The following is a 21581-nucleotide window of genomic DNA, read 5'->3' as shown; positions in this document are numbered from 1 at the left end:
ACTAACTCTAGTTGCTACCTTCTAATCTATCTATTAAATAAAAATTTCTAATTTGGCTTTTAAACATTCTTTCATGTAATTATTTCATACAAGCAATCCCTAGACAATCTAAATATCTTTTGCTATACTCTGAACTAAAATTATATACTGAGTATGAACCCTGAAGGGCAAATATTTGTTCACCAGATTCTGGTTCCAGAGTAAAGTTTCCATATTTCTTAAAGGCTTTTTCTTCTCCTGCTGTTATAGTTTTTCCTTTTTTAGTTAAAAAAGTTATTTTACCTATTGTTCTAGCTGGTATAGATAAACCAGTAAACCATCCTATAGAACCACTTATTTTAATTATATAATCATCCACATCTAAATCCATAGATACTATGCTACCCCCAAAAGGTTCTCCATGTAGTTGAGTTTTATATTTTCCATCATATACAAACTGTATAGCATCAACTATAAAAGCTCCTCTAAGTATAATTTTTGTTACTCTATTTCTATTTTTAGCAAATTGGCTATCATCAAAAGTCTTGAATTCACAATATTCACTACACATTTCATCTAATTTCAATTTATTTTCTTCTAAGAAATTATTTACATAATCTATATGTTTCTTGGCTACTAGATTAAAATAATAATAGTTTGTTTTTTGCTTATTAGAAGATTTTTCAAATTCATTTTTCCATTTGTTTTTATCAAAGTTATCTAAAGAACTATATCCTAAAGCTTTTATTGCTTTTTTCCATGCATCTGACTGGTCATCTTTTCTAGTTGTTATTACTTTTATAACTTCTATTTTTTGATTTTCTGTTAAACTCTCATATTGATTTAGGCTAAAATCAGTACCATTCTTAATACACTTTAGTGCATATACCATTTGACAAAATGCTTTAAAGAAATTGTCTTGATTATTTTTTTGTATCTTCACTTTATCATCAGTACAACTCCAATTTGGAACATATCTGTAATTGAGATATCCATAGTCTGGTATATGACCCATTCTTCCATGTCCAAGATATGCAATTCCTTCATATCCACCAACCTCAGGAGTACCAGAAACATTAATAGCATGCCAGCTACCGTTACGATATTCTTCTGCTTTAGTCCATTTAGTTTCTTCTATGTATTTACTTTCTTCTGCTATAAATTCTTTAACATCATTAATATACCATTCAGGTCTTCCAATAAAATACATGTGTGCCCATGTATCTGCAAGTACATGCATTCTCATTCCAATAAATTGTAATTTATATTCCTCAGTACTATGAAAATAGATAAGGTCATTTATAATAGAAGAAACAGTTTCACTATTTGGTAAACACATTAATCTAAATCTTCTCTCATCTCCATCTTTAAATTTCCAGTTTGTTGTAAGTCCTGTGCTTTCTTTAACTCCATTATACTCATATTGGTTGTTCAAATTTCCAGGTAAAAAATGAAATGGTATCCATACTTTTCTTATTTCATTTAAACTATCAAGATTCCATTTATAGCCCCATGAAGTAAAATCTGCATAATATTTTTCAAATTCTAAAGTTGTCTGTACTGTAGGTAGTGTAAAATTTACATCTTCAAGAATCATACTCTTAGTTGATTCATCCACATATTGAGCAGCATAAGCTATTGTATTTGCATCAGAATCATTATAACCAGCTATTTTAGCTGCAAGATATGTACCATAATAGTGAAAATCTAAATTCATAAAATCACCTCTTAATTTTATTTTAATAAATAATTATATGTGTACTTATATATAATTATTTATTAAAATAATAAATTAAATATTCAAAATATTCAACACTTACTGTCTAACTAGCCATCAAAAACGCATAAATAGTCAAAAAACATATTTTTTCTAGAAATATATCTTTTTATAAATTTAATAAATATATTTATAAGAAAAAATAGATAAGAAAAACTTTGATATAAATTTTTCTTATCTATATACTTGTTTAAATAAAACTTTAAAACTTATAATTTTTCTTTTACAAATTCTCTAGCCTTATCCATTGTTAACCACACATCATAAGAATAAATCTCTGTAAATTTTTCTCCTGTGTCCTTGCTCTATTTTCTTCTAAAAATAGTTTGACAAATTGCTGATATAAGTTCTTAAATATGCTAATAAATTAAAGTATAATAGACATTAATTTATGGAGGTATAAAATATATTTCTAAATGATATATTTGATATTATTAAATTTAACAAAAAAAGCCCTATAGAGCAGTTGAATATTATTCAAGAAGAAGAAAAGCCAGACATAAAAGAAGCTGAAGAATATTATAAATGCAATTATAGATTTTATAATTCTCTTAAGGAGATGGTTTCACTAGAAAATATAAAAACAGAAAAAACACGCATCAAAACCATCTTAAATTCTAAAAATAATCCATCAAGTCCATTTGTAATTGCTCTTATTGCTGCATTTATATCAATTTTCTTTAGTCTATTTGCCAACAATATTATAAAAGATTTTTATATTGCTGGTTCTGTAATAGGAGTTTTTTTTAGTGCTTATTCATATCTAATATGTGAAGCTCAGCAAAAATGGGATAGTCGCCAAAAATTCTATATGAGTTCGTTGCAAGTATTAGATAATATGGAAAATAAAAAACTTAAAGAAAGAAAGTATAAAAAAAGAAGGTAGCAACTATCTCCAGTTGCTACCTTCAATCTATCTATTAATAAAATCTAACGATTTGTAAAGTGTATCAAACCTATCATTACCTTTTATCATAGTGTATCTCTCTTTAGTTATAGAATCTATTTTATTACATGCTCCTCCTCCTATAACGTATAAATTTTCTGTCTGACCTGGTACATAATCTTTTATATCACATATTAATATTTTACCATCATTATAACCCCAACCAACCACAGTTGCAGGTATTTTGTCAACCTCTCCATCATAAACGATTGTATGTTTATACATGATTTTCCCCTCGCTATTCTCTTTATTATTTATAGTTTTATTTAAAATACCTTCTGCTATTAATTTAGCAACTATATCTTTATGTCTAATATAATAATCTGTATCTGCTTTACTGTCTACAAAACATACTTCAATTAATATCGCTGGTGCTTTTGTATGATTAAGCCAATACAAACCCCTTACATCTGATTTTGCACCTCTATTTTTAAATACTGTTGCTAACTTTTCATTGACTCTTTCAGCGTATATTTTGCCATTATTAGTTTTATATATTGTTTCTGTACCCATAGGATTTAGTGTTGTATTATTTGCGTTGAAATGTACTTGCACTGCTAAGTCTATGTCTTGTTTATTTGCTATTTGACATTGTTCAGATAGATAATCATTCGATTTATATATCTTACCAGTATATATAGTTGCTCCACCTTGTTTTAACCATTTCACAATTAAGTCAGTTAGTATTCTATTTTCTTTTCCTTCATCTATATAACCGACTGCTCCTGTTCCTTTACCTATTAGTGTATGTCCTGGTACTATTGCTATTTTCATTGTTTATTTTCCTCCTTTAATTGTTTATAAGTTTGATTTATACCTATTGATATACCCCAGCAAATTACACCTTGTAAGACTGCATCAGCATTTAATCCTAACATCCATACTGAAAAACCTACTCCAAGTATCAATAACACTACTGGAATATACTTGTTATCTAACTGTTTATACTTCTTACAACCGAACCCCAAAATATAAAGAGCAGCAACTAAAATTAGCAACTGCTCAGGTATGAAACTTATTAAATTATCCATATATTTTCCTCCTAATTAAAATAGTACTCTCTGTATTGCAAATATAAAGAATCCTACAAGTGTTGTAATCATTGTTCCAATTAGCCACTTTAACATGCTTGTAAGCGAGTTTAAATTCTCGCATAGTGCCTTTAACTCTGCTTTAGACTCTATATTTGCTACTTTTAATTCATCTATTTCATCATTATGTTTATTTATTGTTACCTCATGTCGTTTCAAATTGTCTTTGAAAAGTTCTTCATTCATGAAAACCTCCTAATTTTTTATACTAAAAAAGGACTTAGGTTTAATTAGGTCCTTAAAAATTTTTATATTGTTATTTATTATTCTGTCAGTATATCTTTTATTATCAGTTCTTTTGTAACTGGATTTATTGACTCTATATACTGTTTATTATAGTCTATACTTCCGTATTCAATATCCAAGTAATGTAGTTCTATTATTGTATCATGTTCTAATACATTACCTGTTGCTTCACCTGTTTGTAGCCATATTTTACCTGACTGGTCATATATAATTCTATTTTCTCTATCCATATCAACTCCATGCTTCCCATTGTACATTTGTAAGTTTTTTTAAATCATACACATCTCGTTTGATTGCAAATCCATTATTTGTAAATATTATACTTGAACTTTCTCTAGAACCAGATGAAGTACGATATCTACCACTATAATAATATTCTTGTGCATAAAAATCCAATAAAATACCATTCAATTTGACTCCTTTATAATTATTATTTGATACTCCTTCTTGGAAAGTTGTATCTATTTGAAAATACAAGTTTACAGCACTAAGTTTAAAGTCTAACCCTACTATTGTCAATATATTGGCTGAAAATGTTCTTCCTCCTTTGGCATATTTTTTTCTTTGGCTTAACTGATTAGTTAATTCTGTTATCCTATTTTGCAACTCCTGTACACTAGCATCTGAACTATCAAAATAAGTCTTTATTTTCTCTGATAACTCAACAAGTGTATTATTTAAATTTGCATCTATATTTTTAAGCACTAAAGTATTTATAATACTTGTTTTCACATTCTTAAATCCTTCTCCAATTTCTACTAATTTGGATGATATATATTGTAGAGTTGCATCTGTAACTACTATTTTAAGTGTGTGTATCGCATTGTCTGTAAGTTCATAGTTTATTGTTTTTTCTGCTGTTTTTTCTATGCTATCTACACTAGTTTTTACCTCATTAATTGCACTAACTATATTTGTTTTATCTGTTGTTTCAAGTAGTGTTGTATCTCCTATTTTATTATTAATCTCTGTCTTAACAGTTTCTATGTTGCTTGTTAATTCTGTTTTAGTTGTATCTATTTTGCTATCTACAGTTTGTATATCTTTTAATGTTGTTAAAATGACAGTTGGGTCTACTTTTAGATTAAAAGTGTAATATTTTTCATTATCTATTATTATTTTATAATGAGATTAAAACTTTATAATATCCCTATCTAAGTAACATTTATCAACTAATCTTCTTAGTAGTATTTTTATTGTCCTTTTATGCCATCTATATATCTGCTTTATATCTTTTATAATTTCTTTTTTAGACATTTTAGAATCTTTTTTCCATAAATACTTCATTATTATTAGTTCTGTTCTTAATAATTTTTCTATTATTATTTCTTCTTTCATCTTATGTCGCTCCCTCATTCAGTATAACTTAAACTAATAATAGGAGCTTTTTAACACAAAAACTATAGGTAGACTTTACCATATGACCCACTTATTTAATTTATTTTTATATATTAAAATTATTATTCACATCTATAAATTTATCAAATTTTCAAACATATATGTTAAATAATAACTAGTTCTATTGCACTCTTCTAACTGTAGAATGAAATTAAATCACTAAAATTAGAGAACTCTAGTGACATAAATATATATGAACTAAGATTTGTAAAATAAATTATCATTTATATCATCAACTTATAAAAAACATATACTATTTTTGTTTTTATGAAACTTTTTTACTTGGGTAATAATATGTATGTTTTTAAAAAAAGTATCTTTCTAAAATAAAATCACAAGTAGAATAGATTTCATATAAAAAGGTTATTTTAATACTAAAATAATAAAAGGAGTTATTTATTATGTCAGCTATAATTAAAGATAGATTTAAGGATAAAGTTATGATTGTAACAGGAGCATCAGGAGGAATAGGTAAGGCAATAGCATTAAGAGCTGCCAAAGAAGGAGCAAAATTAGTATTAGCAGATAAAAAAGAAGAAATGGGTAAAAAAACTTTGATGGAAATAAAAGAGATAACTCCAAATGTAGAATTCTTAATACTAGACTTGAAAACTTCACAGAATTGTAAAAAAGTTATCGACACAGCAATTAGTAAATTTGGAAGATTAGATATACTAATAAATAATGCTGGAATCACTGGAACACCTGCCCCGGTTCATGAAATGTCAGAAGAAATGTTTAGACATGTCTTTGATTGTAATGTTATGTCAGCATTTCATTGTTCACACTTTAGCATAAATGAAATGATAAAATTTGGCAACGGAGGAGTAGTAATAAATGTATCTTCAGTTGCTGGCTTAACTGGATTCCCTGGGCATAGTGCATATGTTACTTCAAAACATGCTCTAAATGGATTAACAAAAAATATGGCCTTAGATTATGCAAAAAATGGCATAAGAGTAAATGCAATTAATCCAGGTACTACAGATACTCCTATGTACCATGAAGCATTAGAATTCTTAAACAACAAAAGGAAAGAAACAGGAAGTAAAAATACTGAGAATGGAATAGTATCAGGAAAAACAGTATCTCCACAGAATAGAGTAGCTTCTGCAGAAGAAGTTGGAGATGTCACTTTATTTTTAGCATCAGATGAAGCAAGCAATGTAACTGGTATATTTATGCCTGTTGATGGAGGTTTTACAGCATTTTAAATATTTTTAAACAATGCTATTAATGATTTATATTTTAATAAATTATCATCATAAAAGCACTCCTAAAATTATTGGAGTGCTTTTAGTATGATAATTTTCGTTCGTTTTATTATTACAACTTTTACTATAGTTTCATGTATCCTGTTAATATTTGTAATATTTTATATACTCTTTATACTTATTATTGCTATACTTTAATTAAGAAGATTAAATATAATATGAATTGGTGATTATCTATGAAAAAAAATCTAAATACTTTCTTATGGTACATATTAGGTATATTTCTTTCAGGCTTTATACTATCATTACTATTTGATAAATGGCTATACTTAGTTTCTTATATACCTACACTTTAAAAGGTAGCAACTGAAGATAGTTGCTACCTTTTAATCATCAATGCTTAAATTTTGATACACTAAAATTTTTAACTTGAGTTTTGAATAACTGTTCAATCTCATCAACTATACTCTGTATCTTATTTTCATATTCTAAATCATAATATATATTTATCTCACCTATACTATTTATACTTATAGAATATTCTTTTCTTTCTATTATACATATATTTCCACAATCTGATAAATCATTCTTGTATATTGATTTTAATTGCTTTTTTATCTTAAGAAAGTCTATCGCTGGATAAATATTATTTGGATAAAAGCACTTATCATGTATTAACATCTTATCCACCCCTTATCACTCTATTTATTAAATTTTATACCTTAATCATAATCATATCAAACATATTTTTCCATATTTTCATAATTATTTTATATAAAGTATCAACTATATCTATTAATAAAATCTATGTTTGGGTAGAACCTCTTATCATTCCATTTGTAAAACTTTATATATTATTAAAATAATATCCAACTTCTCTTATTGTTATAATCTTCTGAGGATTTTTATAATCTTTCTCTATTTTCTTTCTTAAACCATTCACTGCAACTACAACACTATAATTATCCTCTAAATATTCATTCATCCATACATGTTCATATATTTCTTTAATTGTTAGAGTCTTTTCCGCATTATCCATAAAGTAATTTAATAACCTATTTTCTGTTGGAGTTAATTTTATCATTTTATTTTCTAGTTTTATGACTCCACTGGCTCTATTATATTCTTCTAATTTTATGTTATTTTCCTTATTATTTGTATATGAATTCAATCTTCTTAAAATAGCTTTAACTTTCGCATATAATATTTCTAAATTTAAAGGCTTTATTAAATAGTCATCTCCACCAGAATTTAAAGCATTTAAAATACTTTGTTCTTCATTTATGTAAGTTATATGAATAATTGGGCAAGTAGTTATATTTCTAATTTTTTTACAAAAATCCCAACCATCACCATCAGTTAAAATTATTTCTAGAAATATCAAATCAAATTTATTACTAAATATTTTTCCAATAGCTTCTTTACAATTATATGCTAAATAGACATTTATGCCTTTTTCTTCTAGAAACTGTTTCAATTCTTGGCAATTATTCTTATCTCCATCAATTATCAATACATTAGTTTGCATTATAGTCACTCCTAAATATCATTATTTTTTCTATAAATAACTAAGTAAATATCTTTAGTATATTTTCCAATAGTATTTCTTTACCATTATAAGAAACTTTAACAACTATAAATCCATAGTCTTTATTCTTTTCATATATTTTCTGCATACTTTAAATTTCACACAAGATACGTATGTACCTAGTAAATTATTTTCACATATATATTTGATAAAATTATTTAAAATCACTTACTAACTAAAACCAAGATTTTTATATTTTGATATAAATTGTTTTAGACTATGTATTTTATTTTGTATTTCATTTGATTTTTAATTTACTGTATAAAGATAAATATCTAAAATTACACAATCTAACTCTATATTTTTACTATCATAATTACATCTTTAACAATTTTATATGAATATACATTAGATTACTCGACTAAAAAGTATTTTAATTAAAGTCTAAAGTTTTAATTATTACAGTACATACCAATTTACTTTTTATAATATTATTATAAATTAGGATTTAAATCTTAAATATTTTTAAATAATACTTGAATATTAGCTTTAATATTAAAAATCATTATTAAATAATAATAAAAATCTCCTATTTTAGGGAAAGGGATATTAAGATAGTTTTTGTATTATAACTCTATTGTTTTTAAAAACTACTCTATCAGCCTGTCTAAGTATTGATTTATATGATTTATATAGTTATAATATAAGATATGTTGTATAATTTTGGTAAATATATTATTATAAAATTTTTATATTCTGTGTCTTGATATTTATAAAAGCATTATTTTATTATTATAATTATATTATATTTCAAAAAAAGTTTCCCTTTCCCTAAAAATGGCTACTTAAAAAAATTAATATTCTTTGTCTAAATACTTTTATAACTTTTATTTTATAAACTTTTTAGCCTCATTCCTTGTTGTTCATATATTCTCACCTATATATTTGAGTGAATTTTTCTCCTCTAGTCTTATTTAATTCTTTAATTTCATTACAAGTTACTCCACCGATTACATACAGACTTCCTGTTAGTTAATAATCTTTTTTATCTATTACTAAATAACTTTATTCTGTCATCTTATAATACAACTCTTATATATCATTCATGAAACCTCATAGTTTTTAAAATAAAAAAATCAAATTAAAAGTAACTTAATTCTTTAATATGTTAATAAATTATTTAAATATCTCTTAATATTTATACTGAAATCGAATTTATTTAAATAAATAGTAAAAGTTTTTTAACGCAAAAATTACAAGTAAGTTTTAACATATATTTTGCATCTTCAATCTATTTTTTTAATGTAAAATAACATTCATATCTATAAATTAATCCAATTTTCAAATAAATATATTGAATAATAAGCAACTCTGTTGTATTATTTAATTGTAGAATAAAACTAAATCGGCAAAACTAGAGAAATTTAGTGACGCAAAGCTATAGGGACTAAGGCTTATAGAATCCTTGTAAGTTATGTCAGCCAGTTGCCAAAAAGATATTTTCTTTTTGTTTTTTATGAAAGTTTTTTAGGGGGATGTAAAATGTTTATGGAAAAAATAGATATGTGTACACATATATTAACTGCTTATATTGGCAGTTCATATGATTACTGTAATTTTATAGATACACAGCTAGATGATTTTATACTAGAGTATGGAGAAAATGTAGTAGAATCTTGTCTACATCAAGTGATGGTATTGGTAAGTAGGTATAATTAGATAGATTTTGTTTTCTAGAGAACCCTTTTTAGTTTTTTCTACATTTAATAAACTAGAGAAATAATTACATCTAAAAAATAAATATTGAGAACCTTTTAATATAAAATATTAACTATAAATCATAATTAGGTAGACATCTCTATTAAATTATGATACAATAGTATTTGTGTTGATACACAATTAAATCAAGTATATCTTGATATAGGTTAATAGGAGTATTTTTAATGAATAATGGAATAGTGAAATGGTTTAACAACGAAAAAGGATTTGGATTTATATCAGTAGAAAATGGAGATGATGTATTTGCTCATTTCTCAGCTATACAAACTTCAGGATTTAAATCATTAGAAGAAGGTCAAAAAGTAAGCTTTGATATAGTTAAAGGCGCTAGAGGTCCTCAAGCAGAAAATATAACTATATTATAATATATAGATTTTTCGGGAAAGACTCTTTTAAGGGTCTTTTTTTATTTGATTATTTGAATATAATTTTTCATCCTAATATTATCACTTTTATCTTTTTAATTCCCATTTGTCATTTAAATTTCATACAAAAAATGAAATGCTACTAATTTCAGGTTGTTCTTATTTCAATAACACTTTTTATTTGTCAACATTTCTATTATATCTATCATTATTTTTCACCATTCTTTAATTGCTCATAACTGTATTTATATACATCGATATCTCACAATAAATTATATCTTACAATACTATATCAAAATTAATTAATCGTTGATTTTTATTTAGAAAATAATTTTTTCATTTTTATAATTTTTTCAATTTTCAAATAAATCTATTGAATAATACTCTATTCTGTTGTATTATATAATTGTAGAGTAAAACTAAATCGGCAAAACTAGAGAAATTTAGTGACGCAAAGCTATAGGGACTAAGGCTTATAAAATTTTTATAAGTTATGTTAGCCAGTTGCCAAAAAGATGTTTTCTTTTTGTTTTTATGAAAGTTTTTTAGGGGGATATGATAGTATATTTACAAATAATATAGATAGATACACTCATATATTATCTACCTATATTGGTAGTGCATATGATTATTACGATTTTATAGATACACAATTAAATGATTTTATACTATAGAGCGGATAAAAATAGTTGAAAATTATTTACATCAAGTTATGCTATTAGTAAACATAATTAGATAGATTTTATTTTCTAGAAAACCCTTTTTAGTTTTTTCTACTTTTTAAAAATACTTAATGAAAATTAATTGATATATATTCTTATCATTCAGATTTTCATTTTTTAATGAAATATAACAAATCTAAAATAATTTAGATTACTAATTTATTTATTAGAATCGTCTGGATTTAACTCAAGTCGATTTCTTAAGATGTGTAAAAATGAATTTTTCTTATCTAATGTGATATTTTTTATATCAATTTATTTAAAATACTACAAATTAAATTAATATAATTACCTCCTCATAGTATTCTAAACTCATACTGATTCTATGAGGAGATTAAATTAAAGACTATTATCTGATATCCTATTTATGTGATAAACCAAGAAAAAAATTTGATTTATCTGCATCTAAAAAAAATTATTTTATTTTTTCATATACTTTATAGTATTTTTATCATTTTTATCTTATGTAATTTTTTTTGGACTTCCTATTAATACATTAAATACTTGAAACTTTTTTATAAAATATTTTTTTCTTCCACTACTCAATGATATAAAAACTAAAAATCATACTAAAAAATACATGCTTTTATTTAAAATATATTTCACTTAATTATTATTAGAATTTCAAATAATTTCTTACTTGGAATTATTCTTTTTCTTGATTTTTAATTTGATTTTTATTTATATACATTTTTTTATCAACCATATGTAGTATTTCCTCAAGATTATCTTCTTTATTATATTCACTTACTCCACACGCAAAACTTAGGTCATATTTTTCTAACTCTATCTTAGATTTATTAAGAGCATTTAAGAGTACGTCTTCAGTTACTTTAGTTGATATCAACATGAATTCATCTCCACCTGTACGATAAAAAGATGCAATATCTTTAATATTCTTATTAATAATATTAACAAATAAAATTAATACTTTATCGCCCTCATCATGTCCATAATTATCATTTATATATTTGAAATTGTTAATATCTAAAAGAGCAATAACACAATTTAAAGAATTATTAATTTTATCCAACATATAATTATACATTTGGCGATTATATGCTCCTGTCAAAGAATCTTTTGAAAAGAAATTAATATTTTGTAGTATATAATAAATAATAAGTCCTAATGCTGAGAATCCGTAACTTAGAAAATGATAGTAATAAAAAATTTCTAAAAGTAATCCTACGATTATTGTAACAGCAATAGATGTAACAATAATACGTTCCATTCTCTTTTCTTGTACATGAGATGTAACTGGATTGATTATAAATATTAAAATATATAATAATACTATAGAAGAAGGTATGAAAAATAGACACCCTCTTTCATAATAATTATTTATATCTATAAAAAATATAATTTTAATAAACATACTAAAAAAACAAATAATAAAATTTATCAAAAATGGCAAATAAAATATAATTGTATCCTTTTTTTGTTTAAATATCTTTATAAGTAAAATAGGAATCAATGGACTTATTGCAAAATTTAAAAAAGATGTAATCCTACGAACCATCCATAGTGGTGAATTTATCTGTTTTGATATTATGTAATCAGTAGATGTGACTATAATAAGTATTAAGTTAATTACTATTGATATTATAAACAATCTACTCTGCTCCTTATTAAATAAATGATTCATTTTAATAAGAAATATCAAAAAAATTAATCCTATAAATGGTATCAAATAGGCATAAATAATGGTACTCAAATTTTGTCCTCCTCCTATATACATTATCAATTAAAATATACTTCTACACTTAAATTTTTCTATGATTGCCACTTTATAACACCTATTCCATATCATCTATTATACACTAAAAAAATGACTTATTATATTATAATATGTAAATATTTTCTACAATTTTTTTTAAGAAATAAATATAAACTTTATATCAATTAAATAGAATATTAAAACCCTAATCCCATTTATACAATAAAAATATCATATAAAAATAAATTTATTGTTTGAAATTATTCAATAGACTACAATTATTCTACATAACAGTTCTTACTCTATATTTTATTAGTTAAATTAATATAAACTAAGCTAACTCTAGAAATTTTTAAAAATAATTAATAAAGTAAACTCTTTACCATCTAACCACTATATTATATCTATTCTCTCAAATAAATCTTTTTTAACACAATAGAACATAACAAAATATTATAAAACATAACAAAACATAACAAAAACTTAGACATCGTTTTCTTAGTATGATATACTGAAAAAGAATTTACATTAATTTACTAAGGGGGAATATATTGTGTTAAAAAAATTTTCGGTATTGGCTTTAGCTATGATTATTTCGTTAAGTATTACTGCATGTAATTCTAAAGACAAAAAAGTTGATAATGAAGCTAATACTAAAGTGACAACAACTAATGATTCAAAAGAAAAAGAAACTCTTTTTGTCTATTCAGGGGCAGGTTTAAAAAAGCCAATGGATGAAATAGCTCAGAAATTTGAGAAAGAAAATAATGTCAAAATTGAATATAGTTATGCAGGTTCTGCACAACTAATAGCTCAAATTGAGACAAGTCACAAAGGCGATGCATTTATTGTTGGTTCTGAGCCAATCTACTCAAAAGCATTTGAAAAAGAACTTGTAAGTGAACATAAAACGGTGGCACATCATACACCTGCAATAGTTGTACCTAAAGGAAATCCTGCTAATATTCAAAACCTAGAAGACCTAAATAAAGAAGGTATTAAACTTATTTTTGGAGATAAAGAGTCTAATGCTATCGGTAAGACTACTCAAAAAATACTTGAAAAAAATAATTTGAAATCTATAAATGATAATGTTGTTTCTATAGCTGCAACTGTAAACGAAATGATTGTACAGTTAATATCAAGTAAAGCAGATGCTACAATAGCTACAAAAGACTCTGTTTTTGGTAATAATGATGTAGAAGTTATAGAGATTGCTCCAGATAAAAACATAGACCAAATCATATCAGCAGGAACTGTGAACTATAGTGATAAAAAGGATTTAGCCAATAAATTTATAAATTATGTAGCGTCTGATGAAGCTAAACAAGTATTTAAAAAATATGGTTTTGAACCAGTTAAGTAGTGGTTTAATTTGAAAAATAAAATCTTTATTATGCTACTTACTGGATTCTTTGCTATAGTCTTTTTATTTATCGTATCTCCACTTTTTATGCTAATCATTAAGGGGCTGAGTTATGTTCCTATATGCTTAAATTCAGTAGAAGTACAATTTGCAATAGTACTTAGCATCAAGACATCTTTAATATCTACCATAGTATGTCTTTTATTAGCTATTCCAGCAGCTTACTTTTTGCATATTACTAAATTACCATTTAAAAAACTACTTATACAGATAATAAATCTTCCTATGTCTCTTCCTCATCTAGTGTCAGGAATTGCTCTTTTACTTTTGTTTGGTAGAATGGGTATTGGAGATTCCCTTTATAAAATTCTTAAACTTGATTTTGTATTTACAAGACAAGGAATAGTTTTGGCTCAGGTATTCGTAAATCTACCACTCACAATTAAAATACTCCTCACTTCATTAAATGATGGTAATGAAAAGATGGTATTTGTTGCACGCACTCTTGGATGTAACCGTTGGGAAGCATTTAAATTTATAATTCTTCCAAATCTAAAAATTGGAATAATATCTGCAACTGTAATGACTTGGTCAAGAGCACTTGGTGAATTTGGTGCAGTGGCTATGATAGCAGGCTCTACACGTATGAAAACTGAAATTATACCCACTTCGATATATTTAAATATGTCTACTGGTGATATAGATATTGCAGTAGGTATAGCTGTAATTTTGATATTTATATCACTTGCATGCTTGATGTTTTTTGAAATATTTTTTAATAGAGAGGTTGATAAAAACTAATATGTTAGAAATTAAAAATTTATCGCTTGATTTGCCTAATTTTAAGTTAAAAAAAAATAGTTTAAAAATTAATAATCATGAATACTTCGTTTTATTAGGTTCTAGTGGTTCAGGTAAAACTCTATTTCTAGAAACATTAGCAGGAAGATACTCATTTGCTAAAGGAGATGTAACATACAAAGAAAATCTAATATCAAGTTTACCTCCAGAAAGCAGAAATATAGGGTTTGTATATCAAAATTTTGAACTATTTCCAAATATGAATGTTGAAGATAATATAAGGTTCCCACTTAAATTGAGAAAAATACATAAAGATGAACAAATGTTTAAAGTTAATCATTTATCCAAATTAATGCAGATAGAAAACATAAAAAAAAGGTATCCTAAAAATCTAAGTGGAGGAGAAAAACAGAGAGTTGCATTTGCACGTGCATTAATAGCTGAACCTGATATATTACTACTAGATGAACCTATGAGCTCATTAGATTATATTACAAAAAAACACATAAGCAAAATACTAAAGGAGGTTTATCTAAAATACAAGCCAACAGTTATTCATGTTACTCATGATATTTCTGAAGCAATGTTCTTTGCTCATAAAATAGGAATAATGAACGATGGAAAAATAAATCATATTTTTGAATTAAATGAACAAGTAAGACAGAAAGGAGAATCTTTTTTCTATGAATATATTTGATACCTTAAAAGATTACTTATTAGAACAAGTTGACAAATATAATTTAGATATGGATATGATAAGTATTGTATCTAAATCTCTATCTGCTAAAGAAGCAATTGGAAATACTAAACGCAAAGATTTTCCAATTATAGTAGGTAAAGAAATAATGCTTGAAGCCGATTTTAAAGGAGCTAAAGGGCAAGCATTTACTTCTAATCCAGCTATATTTGAAGGTTCTTTGAAAGAAATACTCTCATTAGATTTACATGCTAGCTCTCATGATAGAAGTCTTTTTATAGCATCATTAAATGCAGTTATGAGGCACTTAGGTATGACAGATAGAACCATTCACTGTAAAAACAATGAGCCAGAAATATGTGCAAAGAACTTTCCTAAAGTTATAAAAAGTAAATTTAACAATCCCAAAGTAGCAATTATAGGATATCAACCAGCTATAATCGATAATGTTAAAGATTTTTTTGAAACTAGAGTATTAGATTTAAACCCTGAATTTATAGACACTATTCAGTATAATGTCAAGATTGAAGATGGTATAAGAGATTATGAGGATGTAATATCTTGGGCTGATATAATTATTTGTACAGGAAGCACATTATGTAATAACTCAATTGTAAATTTTATATCATTAAATAAACCAGTTTACTATTATGGAACTACGATAGCTGGTGCATCAAACATTTTAGGTCTCAAAAGACTCTGTTTTTGTAGTAAATAACCAATTATATTAATAAGAAGTGCATAAGTATCAATGTGCACTTTTTATATTTATACCTAAATTTCCTATTATTTTTACTAGTTTTACATATAACTATTTTTTTGATTTTAAACTAATAAAAAAATTTTATTCCATTAATCCACTCTATATTTTTTAAGATTTAAGAAATATTTTTTAGGATTTTGTTTGATAATATAATTAAGACAGCTTTTCAGGAGATGATTAAATGACACTCAAGAATAAAAAATTTACTATAAATAAGTATGGAATTTTATCTATCATTTTAGTTTTATGCTTGATTTTAACAGGTTTCAATAGTTATGTGAATTATGATAATAGAAAATTTAAAGATTATGTTGTCTTTTATGTTCAACATCAAGATGATGAAGTGTTGTGGGCTGGCAGTGCTATTGTAAATGCTATAAAAGAAAGAGGAAAAAATCATGTATTTGTGGTTTTGGTATCTACTGGATGTGGTATATCTGTTTTTGATAAATATAAAAAATATGAAAACCTTACAGACATACAAAAATCAGAGTACAGAAATAGAGAGTTTTTAGCTTCACTTAATAATCTTGGGGTAAAAAGAGAAAATATAATATTATTACCAGAAAAAAATACAAATGGTAATACTGACTTCAATTATATGGAGAAAATTGCTCTTACTTTTGAAGAAAATTTTAAAAGTGTAACTCATATAGCACATACTTATAAGTTAGATGACCATTTGCAACATTTAAAAAATGGTTCTGTTATCCAAAATTTGTATAATGCTGGTCAAATAAAAGATGTTAAATATTTTGTAAAACCTAAGTTTGCTGATAAAATAACTTTCAATAATAAGATAATTTACAAAGCACATTCCTATGAGGATTATGAAAAAGTAAAAAAGGCTTGTGAACAATATAAGCTTGTTGATGAGTTAGAATGTAGAGAAGGTATTGGTTATAAATCCGACCATAAATCGTTTGATAAATTACTTAGTGATAAAAGCGTTCCTGCTATACTTCATACACCTAATTTATAATATTTAGTTTAACTTAATCCATAACAAATATATTCATTCGAGATTTTGTAATATAGCACTTTCTTGTGCTATACTACTTTCTCTCGCTTACTTCTTTTATTGTATTCGATTCTATAGCTTCTGCTATATAAACACATCCAAAGTCATTTCTGTTAAAATGTATAACCCTATTCGCCTTAAAATCTATGAGTTTTATTCTTAAGTCTTTTATATATTTTTATAACAAACTAAATCAAAATAATTATTTGTTATAAATTCTTAATAATTATGAAACTCATTTGTTATTTATATTTGTTAATATATTTTTATACCCAAGAAGTTAATAAATCTAAAACAAGGTAAGGAGCGTGATAAATTATACTAGACACTTTCATAAATTTTTAAGTTCTTATTAACATAGACATCTATACTTCAATATTTACTATATTCATTAACAATATAAAAATACTAGTTTTATTTCATAATGAATATACTCACTGTTTTCTAATACCTATTTTTAGTATAAAATAAAAATTGGTTAAAATAAAATTTCAAGGGGGATTAATAAATTGACTCAAAACATATTGGTCGTGGATGATGATAAGGAAATAGTTGATGCTATAGAATTCTATCTAAGACCTGATAACTTTAATATTTTAAAAGCATATGATGGATTGGAAGCATTAGATATGTTAATTGAAAATGATATTAAATTAATAATAATGGATGTAATGATGCCAAATTTAGATGGTCTTAAAACTACACTTAAAATAAGGGAAAAGAAGAATATACCTATAATCCTTTTGTCTGCAAAATCAGAAGATATGGACAAAATTATAGGCCTTAATATGGGTGCTGATGACTATATAACTAAGCCATTTAATCCACTAGAACTTACTGCTCGAGTAAAATCTCAACTTAGAAGATACATAAATTTAGGAGATTTTAGCAATTTAGACAATTCAAAGGATACTAATTATATTCTAAAAAGTGGTGGTCTGGAGTTAAATACAGATACAAAAATAGTTTCTTTAGATGGCGAGGAAGTTAAGATGACTCCTATTGAATATAAAATACTTACACTTCTTCTATCAAGAAAAGGTAAAATTTTTTCTTCTCGTGAGATTTATGAAAATGTTTGGAATGAAGATGCTTACAGTTGTGAAAGAACAGTTGCTGTTCATATTAGAAGAATTAGAGAAAAAATTGAAATTAATCCAAAAGAACCAAAATATTTAAAGGTGGTGTGGGGTATTGGTTACAAAATTGAAAAACTTAATTATTAATGATTCTAAAGCAAAATTTATTTTATTATTATTACTATTTCTATTAAGTTCTATATTGTTTGAAGCAATTTATGATTTGAATAATAATTTTACTTATAATATTGATTATTATTATAGAGAGTTTGCTCTACCTTATTTTTATTTTTTCGGAGCGCCTTTGCATTTGTCAAAAATAGAATTAGAGTTTGTCTGTATAGGTGTTATATTATCAAGTTTTTTATTGACTATATTATGTTTTGCATTATATAAAAAAAATAAACAGACTAAAGTCAAATTCTTAGAAAATGTCATAAGTCTTTTTTCTAAGGTAAAAATAGAACTTACACTTATATTAATTTTGATACTATTAGCCTTAAGGTTTCATGCATTTTCAAGTAATAAAATATTTTACAACACTAATTTAATAATCTACAATTTTATCATTATATCTATAGTCTACATAATATATGAAAATATTAAATATAATAACTATAATCTAAAAGATATGTCTATAACATATGTATTCTTTTCAAACTTACTTAGTATGTATAATAGAAAGACTATAAACAAAAAATTAGCTCTAGTATTTTTAATATCTATAGTTATACAAGCTATTATTCAATATCTGGTTTTGATATTCTTTATGTATATATATTATGCTGAGGCAATAGCTATAGTAATTTTATTTACACTTGTAAACACAGTTTTTCATTTTTATATATACAACTTTTTATCAGCTAAGTTTAATTACATAAATAATATATCAAAGAATGTAAAAAATATTGAGAATGGAAATCTAAAATACAAGCTAGAAGTAATAGGAGATGATGAAATATCTACTTTAGCCAAAAGTATAAATACTATAACAGATGGTCTTGAAACTGCTGTAGATGCTAATATAAAAAGTGAAAGGATGAAGACAGAACTTATCACAAATGTATCTCATGACTTAAAAACTCCACTTACATCTATATTAAATTATGTAGATATGTTAAAAAATAATGAATTTGATAAAGAAACTATAAACGACTATATAAATATTTTAGATAAAAAAGCACAAAGATTAAAGTTATTGATAGAAGATATATTTGAAGCTTCTAAACTCAGCAGTGGTGATGTGGAATTTAATATAACAAAAACTGATATAAAAGAACTTTTAATTCAAAGTACAGTAGAGTTTGAAGATAAAATTCAAAGTAGTAATTTAGATTTTATAATAAAAACACCAGAACATTCTGTATTTACTATGATAGATGGGAAAAAAACTTGGAGAGTTTTTGAAAATCTAATTAATAATATATTAAAATACTCTATGCCAAACACTAGAGTTTATATAGACATGTTTACAGAAAAAGAAAATATAATATTAACATTTAAAAATATTTCAAATGATAAACTAAATCTAAAACCAGAAGAACTACTAGAAAGATTTAGAAGAGGTGATATAGCTAGAAAAACAGATGGCTCTGGCCTTGGTTTGTCGATAGCTCAAAACATAATTGAATTAGAAAATGCAAACATGCAAATAGTTATTGATGCTGATTTGTTTAAGGTGGTACTCATTTTCAAAAAAGTTAATTAATATAAGGCTATATAAGGTTGTAATTGCAGACTAGTATCATATCACATTAGATGATAGTTATCTTGCCAATTACAACCTTATAAAACACTCTCAATACACATATTTTTAATATATAGTCCTATTTCTTCCTAATTTTTTAGCTTTATATAATTTCTTATCTGCTTCACTTAAAAATACTTCAAAGGAGTTAAAATTTTCCCATTCAGAAATTCCAATACTTACAGTTATTTTATGTCCAATACCTTCAAAGTTATATTCAAGTAAATTGCTATGAACTTTAGATTCTATATACAATGCTTTCTCTATGTTCTCTGTTAAGATAATAAACTCATCTCCACCATACCTTCCAGAAAATAAATAATGAGATTCAAATGATTTAACCATGTGACCTACTTTTCTTATAACTTCATTACCTACTAAATGTCCATAAGTATCATTTACACTTTTAAAATTATCTATATCTATTATCATTATTGCATATTTCTTTAAATTTTCTTTAATAATTTTTCTTATATTTCCTATAATTGCTCTCTGGTTTAATAAACCTGTCAATTCATCAGTGATGGCTAATTGCTGAAGTTTTTTATTTGCTTCTATTAACATAACTTTCTGTTCTTCTATTTCCTTAGTTTTTTCATGAACAATTGCTTCTAATCTATTATTTTCTGCTTCCATCAGACTTATTGGAAAATATTCGCCTACCTTCTGTAAGTCATTTGCAACAGAAGTATGAACACTACTTATTAATATCTCTCCTTCACATTCAACACATAAATAAGTTACTCTTATTTCTACTTGAAAATTATAGCCTTTCTTAGTTTTTTTACCAACCAAATATTCACCAAATACCATATGTAAATTTTTTGAATATTCTCTACTGTCCAACCATAATTTTTCTATGCTAAAACCTTCTGGAGACTGTCTTACATATGCCTCTAATAAACGTTCTACCTCTTCTATACTATTACCTACTTCAAACTTTCCTGTGCCAAACCAACAGATATTTTTATGAAAAAAAGACATGCATTTTTTTACATTTCTCTCTACAAAATATGAATTTATAAATTCTTCAACTCGCTTAATATATTCACTTTTACCCATAGTATCATTATCCCCTTATCATTCTACTAAGGTTATTATATCATGACATCTGATGTTTGTTTTAAAAAAGAAAAAAACCTCCTTGGAGGTCTTTTTCTAAATGTTGGGGTTTATATTTACATATTTTTTGATTATACCTTTTTGGTTTGATATTAATACATTTTAAATTATATTTCTCTATAATTCATCATGTATTTCATCTCTCTGTATTTATAATATCACATAGAGTTTCCATAATCAGTTACATCTCTGTTACCTTAGATTACAATTTTGTAATATTTGT

General features: G+C 25.1%; 22 protein-coding genes, 1 pseudogene and 2 riboswitches. Of the genes and pseudogenes, 12 read left to right on the top strand and 11 right to left on the bottom strand.

Annotated features, from left to right (window positions below):
- Nucleotides 1–79: 79 nt before the first annotated feature.
- Nucleotides 80–1696, bottom strand: coding sequence for a DUF6765 family protein (locus Q3223_RS02935; RefSeq protein WP_407811572.1), 1617 nt, complete (start codon nucleotides 1694–1696; stop codon nucleotides 80–82).
- 526 nt (nucleotides 1697–2222) lie between these two features.
- On the opposite strand from Q3223_RS02935, the gene Q3223_RS02930 reads away from it, so the two are divergent.
- Nucleotides 2223–2642, top strand: a complete 420-nt coding sequence (locus Q3223_RS02930; protein ID WP_407811570.1) for a hypothetical protein — start codon at nucleotides 2223–2225, stop codon at nucleotides 2640–2642.
- 27 nt (nucleotides 2643–2669) lie between these two features.
- Here Q3223_RS02930 and Q3223_RS02925 read toward each other — a convergent pair whose 3' ends face one another.
- The 5 genes and pseudogenes from Q3223_RS02925 to Q3223_RS02905 form a co-directional block, all read right to left on the bottom strand.
- Nucleotides 2670–3476 (bottom strand): N-acetylmuramoyl-L-alanine amidase, encoded by an 807-nt coding sequence (locus Q3223_RS02925; protein ID WP_407811568.1) that lies wholly within the window; start codon nucleotides 3474–3476, stop codon nucleotides 2670–2672.
- Complete coding sequence (locus Q3223_RS02920) at nucleotides 3473–3733, bottom strand: phage holin family protein (protein ID WP_219672952.1); 261 nt, start codon at nucleotides 3731–3733, stop codon at nucleotides 3473–3475. Before Q3223_RS02920 ends, Q3223_RS02925 begins: the two co-directional genes overlap by 4 nt.
- A gap of 15 nt (nucleotides 3734–3748) precedes the next feature.
- A complete protein-coding gene (locus Q3223_RS02915) occupies nucleotides 3749–3979 on the bottom strand; it encodes a hemolysin XhlA family protein (RefSeq protein WP_407811566.1) in 231 nt (76 codons plus the stop codon).
- 89 nt (nucleotides 3980–4068) lie between these two features.
- Nucleotides 4069–4269: pseudogene (locus Q3223_RS02910) on the bottom strand (hypothetical protein); the annotation flags it as partial.
- Between the two features lies 1 nt (nucleotide 4270).
- On the bottom strand, nucleotides 4271–4771 hold the full coding sequence (locus Q3223_RS02905; protein WP_407811564.1) for a hypothetical protein: 501 nt from the start codon (nucleotides 4769–4771) through the stop codon (nucleotides 4271–4273).
- 136 nt (nucleotides 4772–4907) lie between these two features.
- Here Q3223_RS02905 and Q3223_RS02900 point away from each other — a divergent pair, with 136 nt between their 5' ends.
- On the top strand, nucleotides 4908–5135 hold the full coding sequence (locus tag Q3223_RS02900; RefSeq protein WP_161803439.1) for a hypothetical protein: 228 nt from the start codon (nucleotides 4908–4910) through the stop codon (nucleotides 5133–5135).
- Nucleotides 5136–5170: 35 nt separating this feature from the next.
- Here the strand turns inward: Q3223_RS02900 and Q3223_RS02895 are convergent, their stop codons facing one another.
- Nucleotides 5171–5377, bottom strand: coding sequence for a BlaI/MecI/CopY family transcriptional regulator (locus Q3223_RS02895; protein WP_079770227.1), 207 nt, complete (start codon nucleotides 5375–5377; stop codon nucleotides 5171–5173).
- Nucleotides 5378–5838: 461 nt separating this feature from the next.
- Between Q3223_RS02895 and Q3223_RS02890 the strand changes: the two genes are divergently transcribed.
- Entirely contained in the window at nucleotides 5839–6651 is an 813-nt protein-coding gene (locus Q3223_RS02890) for an SDR family oxidoreductase (protein WP_223153137.1), read from the top strand.
- Nucleotides 6652–7044: 393 nt separating this feature from the next.
- On the opposite strand, the gene Q3223_RS02885 is transcribed toward Q3223_RS02890, so the two are convergent.
- Together Q3223_RS02885 and Q3223_RS02880 are read right to left on the bottom strand one after the other, a co-directional pair.
- A complete protein-coding gene (locus tag Q3223_RS02885; RefSeq protein ID WP_054270910.1) occupies nucleotides 7045–7332 on the bottom strand; it encodes a hypothetical protein in 288 nt (95 codons plus the stop codon).
- 166 nt (nucleotides 7333–7498) lie between these two features.
- Nucleotides 7499–8179 (bottom strand): response regulator transcription factor, encoded by a 681-nt coding sequence (locus tag Q3223_RS02880; protein WP_054277089.1) that lies wholly within the window; start codon nucleotides 8177–8179, stop codon nucleotides 7499–7501.
- Nucleotides 8180–9576: 1397 nt separating this feature from the next.
- A riboswitch (cyclic di-GMP riboswitch) is annotated at nucleotides 9577–9672 on the top strand.
- Between the two features lie 49 nt (nucleotides 9673–9721).
- Between Q3223_RS02880 and Q3223_RS02875 the strand changes: the two genes are divergently transcribed.
- Together Q3223_RS02875 and Q3223_RS02870 are read left to right on the top strand one after the other, a co-directional pair.
- Nucleotides 9722–9898, top strand: a complete 177-nt coding sequence (locus Q3223_RS02875; protein ID WP_054270912.1) for a hypothetical protein — start codon at nucleotides 9722–9724, stop codon at nucleotides 9896–9898.
- A 224-nt stretch (nucleotides 9899–10122) separates the two neighbouring features.
- A complete protein-coding gene (locus Q3223_RS02870; protein ID WP_021385087.1) occupies nucleotides 10123–10323 on the top strand; it encodes a cold-shock protein in 201 nt (66 codons plus the stop codon).
- Nucleotides 10324–10739: 416 nt separating this feature from the next.
- A riboswitch (cyclic di-GMP riboswitch) is annotated at nucleotides 10740–10835 on the top strand.
- Between the two features lie 856 nt (nucleotides 10836–11691).
- On the opposite strand, the gene Q3223_RS02865 is transcribed toward Q3223_RS02870, so the two are convergent.
- Nucleotides 11692–12759 carry a GGDEF domain-containing protein gene (locus Q3223_RS02865; protein ID WP_407811560.1) on the bottom strand — a complete coding sequence of 356 codons (1068 nt, stop codon included), beginning with the start codon at nucleotides 12757–12759 and terminating at the stop codon, nucleotides 11692–11694.
- A 556-nt stretch (nucleotides 12760–13315) separates the two neighbouring features.
- Here Q3223_RS02865 and modA point away from each other — a divergent pair.
- From modA to Q3223_RS02830, 7 genes are all read left to right on the top strand, one after another.
- Nucleotides 13316–14128 (top strand): molybdate ABC transporter substrate-binding protein, encoded by an 813-nt coding sequence (gene modA, locus Q3223_RS02860; RefSeq protein ID WP_407811559.1) that lies wholly within the window; start codon nucleotides 13316–13318, stop codon nucleotides 14126–14128.
- 9 nt (nucleotides 14129–14137) lie between these two features.
- On the top strand, nucleotides 14138–14929 hold the full coding sequence (locus Q3223_RS02855) for an ABC transporter permease (protein ID WP_054270914.1): 792 nt from the start codon (nucleotides 14138–14140) through the stop codon (nucleotides 14927–14929).
- 1 nt (nucleotide 14930) lies between these two features.
- Nucleotides 14931–15626, top strand: a complete 696-nt coding sequence (locus Q3223_RS02850) for an ATP-binding cassette domain-containing protein (protein ID WP_167639970.1) — start codon at nucleotides 14931–14933, stop codon at nucleotides 15624–15626.
- The gene (locus tag Q3223_RS02845) at nucleotides 15613–16344 is read left to right on the top strand and encodes a Rossmann-like domain-containing protein (RefSeq protein WP_219672957.1); all 732 of its coding nucleotides are present in this window, start codon (nucleotides 15613–15615) and stop codon (nucleotides 16342–16344) included. Before Q3223_RS02850 ends, Q3223_RS02845 begins: the two co-directional genes overlap by 14 nt.
- A 226-nt stretch (nucleotides 16345–16570) precedes the next feature.
- Nucleotides 16571–17371: a PIG-L family deacetylase gene (locus Q3223_RS02840; protein ID WP_284182102.1), complete on the top strand. Its 801-nt coding sequence runs from the start codon at nucleotides 16571–16573 to the stop codon at nucleotides 17369–17371.
- Nucleotides 17372–17919: 548 nt separating this feature from the next.
- Nucleotides 17920–18636: a response regulator transcription factor gene (locus tag Q3223_RS02835; RefSeq protein ID WP_284182103.1), complete on the top strand. Its 717-nt coding sequence runs from the start codon at nucleotides 17920–17922 to the stop codon at nucleotides 18634–18636.
- Nucleotides 18605–20197, top strand: a complete 1593-nt coding sequence (locus Q3223_RS02830; protein WP_054270918.1) for a sensor histidine kinase — start codon at nucleotides 18605–18607, stop codon at nucleotides 20195–20197. The genes Q3223_RS02835 and Q3223_RS02830 overlap by 32 nt, the downstream gene beginning before the upstream one ends.
- Before the next feature lie 105 nt (nucleotides 20198–20302).
- Here the strand turns inward: Q3223_RS02830 and Q3223_RS02825 are convergent, their stop codons facing one another.
- Nucleotides 20303–21298 carry a GGDEF domain-containing protein gene (locus Q3223_RS02825; RefSeq protein WP_054270919.1) on the bottom strand — a complete coding sequence of 332 codons (996 nt, stop codon included), beginning with the start codon at nucleotides 21296–21298 and terminating at the stop codon, nucleotides 20303–20305.
- Nucleotides 21299–21581: the final 283 nt, after the last annotated feature.

Origin of the sequence: Clostridioides sp. GD02367 (genome assembly GCF_045900275.1) — a bacterium.
Lineage (GTDB): Bacteria > Bacillota > Clostridia > Peptostreptococcales > Peptostreptococcaceae > Clostridioides > Clostridioides difficile_A.
The sequence above is the reverse complement of the archived record's forward strand: the minus strand, read 5'-3'. Positions and strand labels throughout refer to the sequence as shown.

Excerpts from the sequence above, each read along its gene's own strand:
- Q3223_RS02890 (WP_223153137.1), top strand. The coding sequence starts at position 5,839 with ATGTCAGCTATAATTAAAGATAGATTTAAGGATAAAGTTATGATTGTA.
- Q3223_RS02840 (WP_284182102.1), top strand. The coding sequence starts at position 16,571 with ATGACACTCAAGAATAAAAAATTTACTATAAATAAGTATGGAATTTTA.
- Q3223_RS02915 (WP_407811566.1), bottom strand. The coding sequence starts at position 3,979 with ATGAATGAAGAACTTTTCAAAGACAATTTGAAACGACATGAGGTAACA.
- Q3223_RS02825 (WP_054270919.1), bottom strand. The coding sequence starts at position 21,298 with ATGGGTAAAAGTGAATATATTAAGCGAGTTGAAGAATTTATAAATTCA.
- Q3223_RS02920 (WP_219672952.1), bottom strand. The coding sequence starts at position 3,733 with ATGGATAATTTAATAAGTTTCATACCTGAGCAGTTGCTAATTTTAGTT.
- Q3223_RS02845 (WP_219672957.1), top strand. The coding sequence starts at position 15,613 with ATGAATATATTTGATACCTTAAAAGATTACTTATTAGAACAAGTTGAC.
- Q3223_RS02850 (WP_167639970.1), top strand. The coding sequence starts at position 14,931 with ATGTTAGAAATTAAAAATTTATCGCTTGATTTGCCTAATTTTAAGTTA.
- Q3223_RS02870 (WP_021385087.1), top strand. The coding sequence starts at position 10,123 with ATGAATAATGGAATAGTGAAATGGTTTAACAACGAAAAAGGATTTGGA.
- Q3223_RS02880 (WP_054277089.1), bottom strand. The coding sequence starts at position 8,179 with ATGCAAACTAATGTATTGATAATTGATGGAGATAAGAATAATTGCCAA.
- Q3223_RS02935 (WP_407811572.1), bottom strand. The coding sequence starts at position 1,696 with ATGAATTTAGATTTTCACTATTATGGTACATATCTTGCAGCTAAAATA.
- Q3223_RS02875 (WP_054270912.1), top strand. The coding sequence starts at position 9,722 with ATGTTTATGGAAAAAATAGATATGTGTACACATATATTAACTGCTTAT.
- Q3223_RS02900 (WP_161803439.1), top strand. The coding sequence starts at position 4,908 with ATGCTATCTACACTAGTTTTTACCTCATTAATTGCACTAACTATATTT.
- Q3223_RS02885 (WP_054270910.1), bottom strand. The coding sequence starts at position 7,332 with ATGTTAATACATGATAAGTGCTTTTATCCAAATAATATTTATCCAGCG.
- Q3223_RS02895 (WP_079770227.1), bottom strand. The coding sequence starts at position 5,377 with ATGAAAGAAGAAATAATAATAGAAAAATTATTAAGAACAGAACTAATA.
- Q3223_RS02925 (WP_407811568.1), bottom strand. The coding sequence starts at position 3,476 with ATGAAAATAGCAATAGTACCAGGACATACACTAATAGGTAAAGGAACA.